Source organism: Citrobacter portucalensis (assembly GCF_002042885.1).
GTDB lineage: Bacteria > Pseudomonadota > Gammaproteobacteria > Enterobacterales > Enterobacteriaceae > Citrobacter > Citrobacter portucalensis.
Genome location: NZ_MVFY01000006.1, coordinates 46,432 through 60,024, shown reverse-complemented (window position 1 = coordinate 60,024; position 13,593 = coordinate 46,432). Strand labels below are relative to the sequence as shown.

10 protein-coding genes and 7 tRNA genes are annotated in these 13,593 nt (G+C 52.2%); 16 read left to right on the top strand and 1 reads right to left on the bottom strand.

Annotation, left to right across the window (positions count from 1 at the left end; translation table 11 throughout):
• The first annotated feature begins 4 nt into the window (after positions 1-4).
• The 10 genes from nagC to BZK40_RS10555 all read left to right on the top strand — a co-directional run bounded on the left by nagC (position 5) and on the right by BZK40_RS10555 (position 4,992).
• Positions 5-1,225, top strand: coding sequence for a DNA-binding transcriptional regulator NagC (nagC, locus tag BZK40_RS10600; RefSeq protein ID WP_079934610.1), 1,221 nt, complete (start codon positions 5-7; stop codon positions 1,223-1,225).
• A gap of 166 nt (positions 1,226-1,391) precedes the next feature.
• Positions 1,392-2,144, top strand: coding sequence for a ribonucleotide monophosphatase NagD (gene nagD / locus BZK40_RS10595; RefSeq protein ID WP_003022792.1), 753 nt, complete (start codon positions 1,392-1,394; stop codon positions 2,142-2,144).
• Between the two features lie 251 nt (positions 2,145-2,395).
• The gene (gene asnB / locus BZK40_RS10590) at positions 2,396-4,060 is read left to right on the top strand and encodes an asparagine synthase B (protein ID WP_008784099.1); all 1,665 of its coding nucleotides are present in this window, start codon (positions 2,396-2,398) and stop codon (positions 4,058-4,060) included.
• Positions 4,061-4,283: 223 nt separating this feature from the next.
• Positions 4,284-4,360, top strand: a tRNA-Met gene (locus BZK40_RS10585).
• A gap of 9 nt (positions 4,361-4,369) precedes the next feature.
• Positions 4,370-4,454, top strand: a tRNA-Leu gene (locus BZK40_RS10580).
• 23 nt (positions 4,455-4,477) lie between these two features.
• Positions 4,478-4,552 (top strand) — tRNA-Gln (locus BZK40_RS10575).
• Between the two features lie 38 nt (positions 4,553-4,590).
• Positions 4,591-4,665 (top strand) — tRNA-Gln (locus BZK40_RS10570).
• 21 nt (positions 4,666-4,686) lie between these two features.
• A tRNA-Met gene (locus tag BZK40_RS10565) sits at positions 4,687-4,763 on the top strand.
• 43 nt (positions 4,764-4,806) lie between these two features.
• Positions 4,807-4,881, top strand: a tRNA-Gln gene (locus tag BZK40_RS10560).
• Positions 4,882-4,917: 36 nt separating this feature from the next.
• A tRNA-Gln gene (locus BZK40_RS10555) sits at positions 4,918-4,992 on the top strand.
• 104 nt (positions 4,993-5,096) lie between these two features.
• On the opposite strand, the gene ubiF is transcribed toward BZK40_RS10555, so the two are convergent.
• A complete protein-coding gene (gene ubiF, locus BZK40_RS10550) occupies positions 5,097-6,272 on the bottom strand; it encodes a 3-demethoxyubiquinol 3-hydroxylase (protein ID WP_079934609.1) in 1,176 nt (391 codons plus the stop codon).
• Positions 6,273-6,417: 145 nt separating this feature from the next.
• On the opposite strand from ubiF, the gene miaB reads away from it, so the two are divergent.
• The 6 genes from miaB to gltI all read left to right on the top strand — a co-directional run bounded on the left by miaB (position 6,418) and on the right by gltI (position 13,455).
• A complete protein-coding gene (miaB, locus tag BZK40_RS10545; protein WP_003022779.1) occupies positions 6,418-7,848 on the top strand; it encodes a tRNA (N6-isopentenyl adenosine(37)-C2)-methylthiotransferase MiaB in 1,431 nt (476 codons plus the stop codon).
• A gap of 205 nt (positions 7,849-8,053) precedes the next feature.
• Positions 8,054-9,100, top strand: coding sequence for a PhoH family protein (locus BZK40_RS10535; RefSeq protein ID WP_003022776.1), 1,047 nt, complete (start codon positions 8,054-8,056; stop codon positions 9,098-9,100).
• Positions 9,097-9,564: an rRNA maturation RNase YbeY gene (gene ybeY, locus BZK40_RS10530; RefSeq protein WP_003831323.1), complete on the top strand. Its 468-nt coding sequence runs from the start codon at positions 9,097-9,099 to the stop codon at positions 9,562-9,564. The genes BZK40_RS10535 and ybeY overlap by 4 nt, the downstream gene beginning before the upstream one ends.
• A 129-nt stretch (positions 9,565-9,693) precedes the next feature.
• Positions 9,694-10,572, top strand: a complete 879-nt coding sequence (gene corC, locus BZK40_RS10525) for a CNNM family magnesium/cobalt transport protein CorC (protein ID WP_003022770.1) — start codon at positions 9,694-9,696, stop codon at positions 10,570-10,572.
• A gap of 24 nt (positions 10,573-10,596) precedes the next feature.
• A complete protein-coding gene (gene lnt, locus BZK40_RS10520) occupies positions 10,597-12,135 on the top strand; it encodes an apolipoprotein N-acyltransferase (RefSeq protein ID WP_079934607.1) in 1,539 nt (512 codons plus the stop codon).
• A 411-nt stretch (positions 12,136-12,546) separates the two neighbouring features.
• Complete coding sequence (gene gltI / locus BZK40_RS10515; protein ID WP_003022762.1) at positions 12,547-13,455, top strand: glutamate/aspartate ABC transporter substrate-binding protein GltI; 909 nt, start codon at positions 12,547-12,549, stop codon at positions 13,453-13,455.
• Positions 13,456-13,593: the final 138 nt, after the last annotated feature.

Sequence of the window (13,593 nt, the reverse complement as noted above, 5' to 3'; positions counted from 1 at the left end):
AAGAATGACACCAGGCGGACAAGCTCAAATAGGTAATGTTGATCTCGTAAAACAGCTTAACAGCGCGGCGGTTTATCGCCTGATTGACCAACACGGGCCAATCTCGCGAATTCAAATTGCCGAGCAAAGCCAGCTTGCCCCCGCCAGCGTAACCAAAATTACGCGTCAGTTGATCGAACGCGGGCTGATCAAAGAAGTCGATCAGCAGGCCTCCACCGGGGGCCGCCGCGCTATCTCTATCGTCACAGAAACTCGCAATTTCCACGCCATTGGCGTACGACTGGGTCGCCACGACACAACGCTCACGCTCTATGATATGAGCAGTAAAGTTGTCGCCGAAGAGCATTACCCCCTCCCGGAGCGCACCCAGGAAACGCTGGAATATGCGCTGCTCAACACCATTGCCATCTTTATTGAGAGCTGCCAGCGGAAAATCCGTGAGCTGATCGCAATTTCTGTCATCCTGCCAGGCCTTGTCGATCCTGAAAGCGGCGTCATCCGCTATATGCCACACATTCAGGTCGAAAACTGGGGACTGGTCGAAGCGCTCGAAAAACGCTTCAAAGTCACCTGCTTTGTTGGTCACGATATTCGCAGCCTGGCGCTGGCTGAGCACTATTTCGGGGCAAGCCAGGATTGCGAAGACTCCATTTTGGTGCGAGTGCACCGCGGAACCGGTGCGGGTATCATCTCCAATGGCCGAATTTTCATCGGTCGCAATGGCAACGTCGGCGAGATTGGTCATATTCAGGTAGAGCCGCTGGGTGAGCGCTGTCACTGCGGTAATTTCGGCTGCCTGGAAACCATTGCCGCCAATGCTTCTATTGAACATCGCGTGCAGAACTTACTGAAGCAGGGTTATCCAAGTCGACTCACGCTGGATGATTGCAGCATCAAAGCCATCTGTAAGGCCGCGAATAAAGGCGATAATCTGGCAGCAGAAGTCATTGAGCACGTTGGTCGCCATCTGGGTAAAACTATCGCCATTGCCATCAACCTGTTTAACCCGCAAAAAATCGTCATTGCGGGCGAAATTACCGATGCAGATAAGGTGCTGCTGCCTGCAATAGAAAGCTGTATCAACACGCAGGCGTTAAAGGCGTTTCGCCATAATTTACCGGTGGTTCGGTCCACGCTGGATCACCGCTCCGCCATTGGCGCCTTTGCGCTGGTGAAGCGCGCAATGCTCAACGGTACACTGCTGCAACGTTTGCTGGAAAACTAATACACGTCATCCTTCGAGCTGCCTCTGCGTTAGCTGCATCTGCTCACCCCGGTCACTTACTTCAGTAAGCTCCAGGGGTTCGCAGACTTGCCGCCTTGATGCAACTCGAATGATGTAGTGTATTTTGTGTATAGTAATGCCTTCTTTTTTTAATGTCGGATTGTCCATGGCCATTAAGAATGTAATTTGTGATATCGACGGCGTGCTGATGCACGACAATGTTGCTGTACCGGGTGCGGCAGAATTTCTGACTGGGATCCTGGAAAAAGGCCTGCCGTTAGTCCTGCTGACTAACTACCCTTCGCAGACCGGGCAAGATCTGGCAAACCGCTTCGCCACCGCGGGTGTGAATGTCCCTGATAGCGTCTTTTATACTTCCGCGATGGCTACCGCTGATTTTCTTCGTCGCCAGGAAGGGAAAAAGGCCTACGTGGTGGGTGAAGGCGCGTTAATTCACGAACTGTATAAAGCTGGATTTACCATTACCGACGTGAACCCCGATTTTGTGATTGTTGGCGAGACACGTTCCTATAACTGGGACATGATGCATAAAGCAGCCTATTTTGTCGCCAACGGCGCGCGTTTTATCGCTACTAACCCGGATACCCACGGTCGCGGCTTTTATCCCGCCTGTGGAGCACTCTGTGCCGGTATTGAGAAGATCTCAGGTCGTAAACCGTTTTATGTCGGCAAACCCAGCCCGTGGATTATTCGCGCGGCTCTCAACAAAATGCAGGCGCACTCGGAAGAAACCGTTATCGTTGGTGACAACCTGCGTACCGATATTCTGGCAGGTTTTCAGGCGGGTCTGGAAACTATCCTGGTACTGTCTGGCGTATCCAAGCTTGATGATATTGACAACATGCCGTTCAGACCAAGCTGGATTTACCCGTCCGTTGCTGAAATAGACGTCATTTAATCTCTTTAGCCGGATAACAACATCTGCAAGTTATCCGGCCTGAAAAATACATCCATTCAATAAAATCACCACTTCACTGTTGATTCATCAATAATAGCGTTCATTACATAATCTTTTTTCATCAATCAGCAATGACCATTGCGTTTTTTATTTTCTGACCCGTAATTCGCTTGCGCCCTCTCCAGCTTTGCGGCATTTTCTTTATCAAGCAAACATAAAAAGCATCACGCAACAGGTTAACGGAGAAGGTTATGTGTTCTATTTTTGGCGTATTCGATATTAAAACTGACGCAGTTGAACTGCGTAAAAAGGCCCTGGAACTGTCTCGTCTGATGCGCCACCGCGGCCCGGACTGGTCAGGTATTTACGCCTGTGATAACGCCATTCTGGCGCACGAACGTCTGTCCATCGTCGACGTCAATGCCGGTGCTCAGCCGCTGTACAACGTGAAGAAGACACATATCCTGGCGGTTAACGGTGAAATTTATAACCACCAGACACTGCGTGCTGAATACGGCGATCGCTACCAGTTCCAGACCGGTTCCGACTGCGAAGTTATCCTCGCGCTGTATCAGGAAAAAGGACCCGCGTTCCTCGATGACCTGCAAGGCATGTTCGCTTTTGCCCTGTACGACAGCGAGCAGGACGCCTACCTGATCGGTCGTGATCATATCGGGATCATCCCGCTGTATATGGGTTACGACGAGCACGGTAACTTCTACGTTGCGTCTGAAATGAAAGCGCTGGTTCCCGTCTGCCGCACAATCAAAGAATTCCCAGCCGGTAGCTATTTGTGGAGTAAAGACGGTGAAATTCGTCAGTACTACCAGCGCGACTGGTTTGAATACGATGCCGTCAAAGACAACGTTACCGATAAAAACGAGCTGCGCCAGGCGCTGGAAGATGCGGTGAAAAGTCACCTGATGTCAGATGTTCCTTATGGAGTTCTGTTGTCCGGCGGTCTGGATTCATCCGTCATTTCCGCGATAACTAAAAAATACGCGGCACGCCGTGTTGAAGATCAGGAACGTAGCGAAGCCTGGTGGCCACAGCTGCACTCCTTCGCCGTCGGCCTGGAAGGCGCTCCGGATCTGAAAGCTGCGCAAGAGGTGGCGAACCATCTGGGGACCGTGCACCATGAGATCCACTTCACCGTGCAGGAAGGTCTGGATGCGATCCGCGACGTGATTTACCACATCGAAACTTACGATGTCACGACGATTCGCGCCTCGACGCCAATGTACTTAATGTCGCGTAAAATTAAAGCGATGGGTATTAAAATGGTGTTGTCGGGTGAAGGTTCGGACGAGGTGTTTGGCGGCTATCTCTATTTCCACAAAGCGCCAGATGCAAAAGAACTGCACGAAGAAACCGTGCGCAAGCTGCAAGCGCTGCATATGTTCGACTGCGCCCGTGCCAACAAAGCCATGTCGGCCTGGGGTGTAGAAGCTCGCGTGCCCTTCCTGGATAAGAAATTCCTTGATGTGGCGATGCGCATCAACCCGCAGGACAAAATGTGCGGCAACGGCAAAATGGAAAAACACGTTCTGCGCGAATGTTTTGAGTCCTACCTGCCGGCAAGCGTCGCATGGCGTCAGAAAGAGCAGTTCTCTGACGGTGTCGGTTACAGCTGGATTGACACGCTGAAAGAGGTGGCTGCAGAACAAGTTTCAGACCAACAACTGGAAACCGCCAGCTTCCGTTTCCCGTACAACACGCCATCGTCAAAAGAAGCGTATTTGTACCGTGAGATTTTCGAAGAGTTGTTCCCGGTAGCAAGCGCTGCCGAATGCGTGCCTGGCGGGCCGTCGGTTGCCTGTTCTTCTGCCAAAGCAATCGAATGGGATGAGGCGTTTAAAACCATGAACGATCCGTCTGGCCGTGCCGTTGGCGTACACCAGTCCGCTTATAAATAAGTTAATCCTTAGATAAGAGCCCTGCGGGGCTCTTTTTTTATGTTTGTTTTCTGTGCAAAAAAACAATTAATAACTAATAATTGCCGAATATTGCGTCATGCTGTTCGCAACCTAACCAAACAGTCACATTCCAGCTATTTTCAATGAAAAAGGGGTTGACGCTTCAAGGCTCAATACGCATAATGCGCCCCGCAACGCCGATAAGGTTACGCGAAAAAAAGATGGCTACGTAGCTCAGCTGGTTAGAGCACATCACTCATAATGATGGGGTCACAGGTTCGAATCCCGTCGTAGCCACCATCTTTTTTTGCGGGAGTGGCGAAATTGGTAGACGCACCAGATTTAGGTTCTGGCGCCGCAAGGTGTGCGAGTTCAAGTCTCGCCTCCCGCACCATTCACCCGTAAGCGTTGCACGGATGGGGTATCGCCAAGCGGTAAGGCACCGGTTTTTGATACCGGCATTCCCTGGTTCGAATCCAGGTACCCCAGCCATTTTTTTCTTCGATATAGCGGTTCACCGCAACGGTCATTGGGGTATCGCCAAGCGGTAAGGCACCGGTTTTTGATACCGGCATTCCCTGGTTCGAATCCAGGTACCCCAGCCATCGAAGAAAATGTTAGTATTTGGCTACGTAGCTCAGCTGGTTAGAGCACATCACTCATAATGATGGGGTCACAGGTTCGAATCCCGTCGTAGCCACCATATTAAGGACGTATCGACTCGTTCGGTAAATCCAAAAAATTGTTGGGGTATCGCCAAGCGGTAAGGCTCTGGTTTCTGATACCAGCATTCCGAGGTTCGAATCCTCGTACCCCAGCCAATTTCAAAAAGTCGTCCACTCTGTGGGTGCGCCCGTTGGGGTATCGCCAAGCGGTAAGGCTCTGGTTTCTGATACCAGCATTCCGAGGTTCGAATCCTCGTACCCCAGCCATATTAAAAAAGCTCGCTTCGGCGAGCTTTTTGCTTTTCTGCATTTATCGCCTGATGGCGCTCCGCTTATCAGGCCTACGTATTTTCCCCGTAGGCCTGCCTGAATTACAACCCTAACGCATACTTCAGTGCCTGACGTTTCAGTACGCCAGCGCGCTCTGCGGCCATGAGCCCGAGATTACGCATGATGCGCAGCGGCTGCAGGTTATTGCTGAATCCGGCATAGAACAGATCCATACCGCTTTGCATGATGAAATTGTCAGTCATACGGCGATTCTGATAGCGCTTGAGCACCGGCTGACTGGCCCAGGATTCACCGTAGCTGCGCGCGTTCACCAGCACATCAATCAACGCATCGACATCACGAAAGCCCAGATTAACGCCCTGCCCCGCCAGCGGATGAATGGTATGCGCGGCATCACCTACCAGCGCCAGACCCGGTTGCACATATTGCAGCGCATGACGACGCGTAAGCGGGAACGCCCCCGCAGCCACTGGCATCACCTTACCGAGTCGCGATGGAAAATGTTTAGCAATCTCCGTCTGCAATTGCGGCATATTCAGCGCTTGCAATTGGCGGATGCGAGCCGGTGAGTCGTACCACACCAACGAGGCCCAGTTATCAAACAGCGGTAAAAACGCGCGCGGGCCGTCAGGCGTAAATTGCTGCCAGGTGCTGTCTCCCGGTGAATTTTCGCATTGCACGGTTATCAACATACAGGACTGCGCGTACTGCCAGGCATGGATACCAATCCCGGCCATTTTTCGCACCTGAGAGTTGGCACCATCGGCGCCGATGACCAGCTTCGCGCTAATAGTTTCGCCACCTGCCAGCTCAAGCTCATGCCGATCGTTATGTTGATGCAAAGAAATCAGGGACGCCGGTACGCGCAGCGTGACTTTAGGGTTAGCTTGCAGCGCCTGCCAGAGCGCCTGTTGCAGGACCGTGTTTTCCACCATATAGCCCAACAGAGGCAGCTTAAGCTCGGCGGCATCAAACATCACATGGGCATTTTCCCACTCCCACGTTTCCAGTCGACGATAAGGATGGCTGCGCATCCCCTGCACCGTATCCCAGACGCCCAGCCCTTTTAGCAACGACACCGATGCGGAACTTATGGCAGAAATTCTGACATCAGGCTGTCCGTCAGCCACAAACGGCGCGGGAACGGCATGCTCAATGACCGTTACCGTAAATCCATGCTGCGCCAGTCCAAGCGCCAGCGCGCCGCCGACCATCCCCCCGCCGACAATGGCAATTTCCGTTGGTTGATTTGTCATGGTCAATTATCCAGTTACATGTATTGTGTAAGTTTACAGGATTTTTTACCCCTTGAGGCTGACATCCGTCATACTGGTCACAACCGCGCCAAAGCAGTACACTATGCGCCCTGCATTTCAGCCACAATTTCGCAAGAGCAAGTCGATGACCAAAAAACTCCATATTAAAACCTGGGGCTGTCAGATGAACGAATACGATTCATCGAAGATGGCCGATCTGCTGGATGCCACTCATGGGTATCAACTGACAGACGTGGCCGAAGAAGCGGATGTGCTGCTGCTGAATACCTGCTCAATCCGTGAGAAGGCTCAGGAAAAAGTGTTCCATCAACTGGGCCGCTGGAAACTGTTAAAAGAGAAAAACCCCAAGCTCATCATTGGGGTCGGTGGCTGTGTTGCGTCTCAGGAAGGCGATCATATTCGCCAGCGCGCGCATTACGTCGATATTATTTTTGGGCCGCAAACTCTGCACCGCCTGCCGGAAATGATCAACAAAGTGCGTGGAAGCACGACCCGTAGCCCGGTGGTTGATATCAGTTTCCCGGAGATCGAAAAGTTCGACCGCCTGCCAGAACCGCGTGCTGAAGGTCCAAGCGCGTTTGTGTCCATCATGGAAGGTTGTAATAAATATTGTACTTACTGCGTGGTGCCCTACACCCGCGGTGAGGAAGTCAGCCGTCCGGCGGATGATATTCTGTTTGAAATCGCCCAGCTTGCAGCCCAAGGCGTGCGTGAAGTGAACCTGCTGGGGCAAAACGTGAACGCCTGGCGTGGTGAGAACTACGACGGCACGATTGGATCTTTTGCCGATCTGTTACGTCTGGTTGCAGCGATCGACGGTATTGATCGTATCCGCTTCACCACCAGCCATCCGATCGAATTCACCGATGATATCGTTGAAGTTTATCGTGATACGCCAGAGTTGGTGAGCTTCCTGCATCTGCCGGTACAGAGCGGTTCAGACCGCGTACTGAACCTGATGGGGCGTACCCATACCGCGCTGGAATACAAAGCGATCATCCGCAAACTGCGTGCTGCGCGTCCGGATATCCAGATTAGCTCCGACTTCATCGTTGGCTTCCCGGGTGAGACCACGCAGGATTTCGAGCAGACCATGAAGCTGATTGCTGACGTCAATTTTGACATGAGCTACAGCTTTATTTTCTCTGCGCGTCCTGGCACCCCTGCCGCCGATATGGTTGACGACGTACCGGAAGAAGAGAAGAAACAGCGTCTGTACATTCTACAGGAGCGTATCAACCAGCAAGCTATGGCCTGGAGCCGCCGTATGGTCGGCACGACCCAGCGCATTCTGGTTGAAGGCACATCGCGGAAGAGCATTATGGAACTGTCAGGCCGTACCGAAAATAACCGTGTGGTGAACTTTGAAGGCACCCCGGATATGGTCGGTAAGTTCGTGGACGTAGAAATTACCGATGTCTGGACTAACTCCCTGCGCGGTAAAGTGGTGCGTACCGAGGACGAAATGGGTCTGCGTATCGCAGAATCCCCTGAATCGGTCATTGCGCGTACCCGCAAAGAAAACGATCTGGGCGTCGGTATTTATCAGCCTTAATCCCACTGAAAGACGTAAAAGGGCCCGATACCGCTACACTTATCGGGCCTACAATCCTGGGCTCGCTGTCCCGGCGGGCCTTGTAATCTGCCCTATCATCCCCATATTTGCTGCAATGCTTGCGCCTTTCCCCCATGGCGTGAATAATTTCCTTAGATGCCGGTAAATGTTCAGCGTCCGGCGAGACATGCATAAGAGGAACAGTTTGAACATAGACACTCGCGAAATCACCCTTGAACCCGCAGACAACGCCCGCCTGTTGAGCCTTTGCGGCCCATTTGATGACAACATCAAACAGCTGGAACGTCGCCTCGGCATCGAAATTAACCGCCGTGATAACCACTTTAAACTGACCGGTCGTCCAATTTGCGTCACCGCTGCGGCAGATATTTTACGTAGCCTGTACGTCGATACCGCCCCAATGCGCGGTCAGACGCAGGACATCGAGCCCGAACAAATTCATCTGGCGATCAAAGAAGCGCGTGTGCTTGAGCAAAGCGCAGACAGCGTGCCTGAATTTGGCAAAGCGGTGAACATAAAAACCAAGCGTGGAGTAATTAAGCCGCGCACGCCGAACCAGGCACAGTACATTGCGAATATCCTCGACCACGACATCACATTTGGCGTTGGCCCTGCGGGTACGGGTAAAACGTATCTCGCGGTTGCCGCTGCGGTTGATGCGCTTGAGCGTCAGGAGATCCGTCGCATTCTGCTGACCCGTCCGGCAGTGGAAGCGGGCGAAAAACTGGGATTCCTGCCAGGAGATCTCAGCCAGAAAGTCGATCCGTATTTACGACCGCTGTATGACGCGCTTTTCGAAATGCTCGGCTTTGAAAAGGTTGAAAAGCTGATTGAGCGTAACGTCATTGAAGTTGCGCCACTGGCCTATATGCGCGGTCGCACGTTGAACGATGCGTTCATCATTCTTGATGAAAGCCAGAACACCACCATCGAACAGATGAAAATGTTCCTGACCCGTATCGGCTTTAACTCCAAAGCGGTCATCACTGGCGATATCACCCAGATTGACCTGCCGCGTAGCACCAAATCCGGTCTGCGTCATGCCATTGAAGTGTTGGCTGAAGTCGACGAAATTAGTTTTAATTTCTTCCATAGCGAAGACGTGGTGCGCCACCCGGTGGTTGCCCGTATCGTCACGGCGTATGAAGCCTGGGAAGAAGCAGAACAGAAACGCAAAGCCGAGCAGGCTGCAGAACGCAAGCGCGAAGCTCAGGAGCAGGAACAAAAATGAGTCAGGTTATCCTCGATTTACAGCTGGCATGTGAAGACGAATCCGGTTTGCCAACAGAAAGTCAGTTTCAGGGCTGGCTGGATGCGGTGATCCCCCAATTTCAGGAAGAGTCTGAAGTGACGATTCGTCTGGTCGATGACGCGGAAAGCCACGACCTGAACCTGACCTATCGCGGGAAAGATAAATCCACCAACGTGCTCTCTTTCCCGTTTGAGGCTCCTCCGGGCATTGAGATGCCGCTGCTGGGCGATTTGATCATCTGCCGTCAGGTGGTTGAGAAAGAAGCGCAGGAGCAAGGCAAACCGCTTGAGGCCCACTGGGCGCACATGGTGGTGCACGGTAGCCTGCATTTACTCGGCTACGACCATATTGAAGACGATGAAGCGGAAGAGATGGAATCCCTCGAAACAGAGATTATGCTTGCTCTGGGCTATGAGGATCCGTACATTGCCGAGAAAGAGTAAGCATTTCGACATCTTGTAGGCCTGATAAGGCCTACCTGGTTTGAAGTACAATGAAGAGATATGCCGTCAACAGCTGAGTAAACGCATGACGCGCTTTGTATTAACTAACATGAGAACCCATACGACGCCATGAGCGACGACAATTCACACAGTAGTGACACCTTAAACAGCAAAAAGGGATTTTTTTCCCTGTTACTGAGCCAACTTTTCCACGGTGAACCGAAAAACCGCGACGAACTGTTGGAGCTGATCCGTGATTCCGGGCAAAACGACCTTATCGATGAAGATACGCGCGATATGCTCGAAGGGGTAATGGATATTGCGGACCAACGCGTTCGCGACATCATGATCCCTCGCTCCCAGATGATTACCCTGAAACGCAACCAAACTCTGGACGAATGCCTCGATGTCATTATCGAGTCTGCCCACTCGCGTTTCCCGGTAATTAGCGAAGACAAGGATCACATCGAAGGGATTCTGATGGCCAAAGATCTGCTGCCGTTTATGCGTAGCGATGCCGAAGCCTTCAGCATGGAGAAAGTGTTACGCCAGGCGGTTGTCGTCCCTGAAAGCAAGCGGGTTGACCGCATGCTGAAAGAGTTCCGCTCCCAGCGTTATCATATGGCTATCGTCATCGACGAGTTCGGCGGTGTCTCAGGTCTGGTGACCATTGAGGACATCCTTGAACTGATTGTCGGTGAAATTGAAGATGAGTACGACGAAGAAGACGATATTGATTTCCGTCAGCTCAGTCGCCACACCTGGACTATTCGCGCGCTGGCGCCAATTGAAGACTTCAACGAAGCTTTCGGCACGCATTTCAGCGATGAAGAAGTGGATACCATTGGCGGGTTGGTCATGCAGGCCTTCGGCCATCTGCCCGCGCGTGGAGAGACCATCGACATTGATGGTTACCAGTTCAAAGTGGCAATGGCCGACAGCCGTCGTATTATTCAGGTTCATGTCAGAATTCCGGACGACTCACCCCAGCCCAAACTGGACGAATAAACCCGAAACTGGATCTAAGACTACATGGCATTTGCCCCTTTAATTGAACGCCAGCGCATTCGCCTGCTGCTGGCGTTATTATTCGGTGCCTGCGGGACACTGGCTTTCTCACCGTATGACATCTGGCCCGCTGCGATTGTTTCGCTGATGGGTCTGCAGGCTCTCACCTTCAACCGCCGTCCGCTCCAGTCTTCCGCTATCGGCTACTTCTGGGGACTGGGACTGTTTGGCTCAGGCATCAACTGGGTTTACGTCAGTATCGCGCAGTTTGGCGGTATGCCGGGCCCCGTTAACGTCTTCCTCGTGGTTCTGCTTGCTGCTTACCTTTCCCTCTACACTGGCCTGTTTGCCGGCGTTTTGGCGCGTCTGTGGCCGAAAACTACCTGGATACGTGTAGCGATTGCCGCGCCGGTAGTCTGGCAAATCACTGAATTTCTACGCGGCTGGGTACTGACCGGTTTTCCGTGGTTGCAATTCGGCTACAGCCAGATCGACGGTCCGTTAAAAGGGCTGGCGCCGGTAATGGGCGTTGAGGCGATAAACTTCCTGCTGATGATGGTTAGCGGCCTGCTGGCACTTGCACTGGTAACGCGTAACTGGAAGCCGCTGGCTGCCGCCGTGGTGCTTTTCGCTCTGCCCTTCCCGCTACGTTATATTCAGTGGTACACGCTGGAGCCGGAAAAAACCACCCAGGTCTCGATGGTGCAGGGTGACATCCCGCAGTCGCTCAAATGGGATGAAGGCCAGTTACTCAACACCCTGAAGATTTATCTCGACGCCACCCAGCCTGAGATGGGCAAATCACAGCTCATCATCTGGCCAGAATCCGCTATTCCGGACCTGGAAATTAACCAGCAGCGTTTTCTGAGTATGATGGATGACCTGCTGAAATCGAAAAATAGCACGCTGATTACCGGTATTGTAGACGCACGTCTGAACAAGCAGAATCGTTACGACACCTACAACACCATCATCACACTGGGTAAAGACAGCCCATACAGCTACGACTCCAGCAACCGCTATAACAAAAACCATCTGGTACCGTTTGGCGAGTTTGTCCCGCTGGAATCTATCCTACGCCCGCTAGCGCCATTCTTTGACCTGCCAATGTCTTCGTTCAGCCGCGGTCCTTATGTACAGCCACAGTTGCATGCACACGGCTTTAAGCTGACCGCTGCCATCTGCTACGAAATCATTCTTGGCGAACAGGTACGGGATAACTTCCGCCCGGATACGGACTACCTGCTGACTATCTCTAACGATGCATGGTTTGGTAAATCTATTGGCCCGTGGCAGCACTTCCAGATGGCGCGTATGCGTTCCCTGGAGCTGGCGCGACCTCTGCTGCGTAGCACCAACAACGGTATTACGGCGGTGATTGGTCCGCAGGGCGAAGTTCAGGCGATGATCCCGCAGTTTACCCGTCAGGTGCTGACCACCAGCGTGACGCCAACGACGGGCTTAACCCCTTATGCCCGTACCGGAAACTGGCCGCTCTGGCTGCTAACCGCGCTGTTTGGCTTTGGCGCAGTGGTAATGAGTCTGCGTCAACGTCGTAAGTAAAACAGTGCCCCATCAAATGCAGGCCGGATAAGGCGGTACGCCGCCATCCGGCAGTTGTGCAGCATCGTGCCTGATGGCGCTACGCTTATCAGGCCTACTTCCCCCTCCCAAAGACCATTCTGGCACGTCTATTGCTTTGTTCTACAAGGCAAACGCTGTTTTGGCTGAATGTGCAACCTGGTCGCACCAAAGTTGAGCGCCGGTAGCACCTGAAAAGTGCAACAAGATATTTTTGCCCCCAAATGGTGCGGCGCACTTCGCAAAAACAAACAATAACACAGCAAATTCTTTACATTCATCCAAACTAAATGTTAACAAACACATACAAGACTGCACGTTTTAGTAGCAAACAATAACAACATCACAATGGGTATCAATGCGTCCCTGGCGCAGACGATAAAGGAGTTGGATATGCAATTACGTAAGCTCGCCACTGCCATGCTGGTCATGGGAATGTCCGCCGGTCTGGCGCACGCAGAAGACGCAGCACCAGCGGCAGGCAGCACGCTGGATAAGATCGCCAAAAATGGCGTGATCGTTGTCGGCCACCGTGAATCATCAGTACCGTTTTCTTACTACGATAATCAGCAAAAAGTGGTCGGTTATTCACAGGATTACTCCAACGCGATCGTTGAAGCCGTGAAGAAAAAGCTGAACAAGCCTGATCTGCAGGTGAAACTGATCCCGATTACTTCACAAAACCGTATCCCGCTGCTGCAAAACGGCACCTTCGATTTTGAATGTGGATCCACCACCAACAACGTCGAGCGCCAAAAACAAGCGGCTTTCTCTGACACCATTTTCGTTGTCGGCACCCGTCTGCTGGCGAAAAAAGGCGGCGACGTTAAAGATTTCGCCGATCTGAAAGGTAAAGCCGTAGTCGTGACTTCAGGTACCACCTCCGAAGTTCTGCTGCACAAGCTGAATGAAGAACAAAAAATGGATATGCGCATCATCAGCGCGAAAGACCACGGTGACTCTTTCCGTACTCTGGAAAGCGGTCGCGCCGTTGCCTTTATGATGGATGACGCCCTGCTGGCTGGCGAGCGCGCGAAAGCGAAGAAACCAGACAACTGGGAGATCGTCGGCAAGCCACAGTCTCAGGAAGCCTACGGCTGTATGTTGCGCAAAGATGATCCTGAGTTCAAAAAGCTGATGGACGACACTATCGCCAAGGCGCAAACCTCAGGCGAAGCTGAGAAATGGTTTGATAAGTGGTTTAAAAATCCAATTCCACCGAAGAACCTGAACATGAATTTCGAACTGTCAGACGAGATGAAAGCCCTGTTCAAAGAACCGAATGATAAAGCGCTTAACTAACTAAAATAAATGGGAGGCTTCCCCTCCCTCTCGATTGTTACTCGGCACGGACAGACTATAAGCCTGATGGTCGTTCCCCATCAGGCCTGAAAACCGCAAAACGCCGAATAACAATCTTCGAGGGTAGCGCTGCTACCC

Excerpts from the sequence above, each read along its gene's own strand:
- nagC (WP_079934610.1), top strand. The coding sequence starts at position 5 with ATGACACCAGGCGGACAAGCTCAAATAGGTAATGTTGATCTCGTAAAA.
- nagD (WP_003022792.1), top strand. The coding sequence starts at position 1,392 with ATGGCCATTAAGAATGTAATTTGTGATATCGACGGCGTGCTGATGCAC.
- asnB (WP_008784099.1), top strand. The coding sequence starts at position 2,396 with ATGTGTTCTATTTTTGGCGTATTCGATATTAAAACTGACGCAGTTGAA.
- ubiF (WP_079934609.1), bottom strand. The coding sequence starts at position 6,272 with ATGACAAATCAACCAACGGAAATTGCCATTGTCGGCGGGGGGATGGTC.
- miaB (WP_003022779.1), top strand. The coding sequence starts at position 6,418 with ATGACCAAAAAACTCCATATTAAAACCTGGGGCTGTCAGATGAACGAA.
- ybeY (WP_003831323.1), top strand. The coding sequence starts at position 9,097 with ATGAGTCAGGTTATCCTCGATTTACAGCTGGCATGTGAAGACGAATCC.
- corC (WP_003022770.1), top strand. The coding sequence starts at position 9,694 with ATGAGCGACGACAATTCACACAGTAGTGACACCTTAAACAGCAAAAAG.
- lnt (WP_079934607.1), top strand. The coding sequence starts at position 10,597 with ATGGCATTTGCCCCTTTAATTGAACGCCAGCGCATTCGCCTGCTGCTG.
- gltI (WP_003022762.1), top strand. The coding sequence starts at position 12,547 with ATGCAATTACGTAAGCTCGCCACTGCCATGCTGGTCATGGGAATGTCC.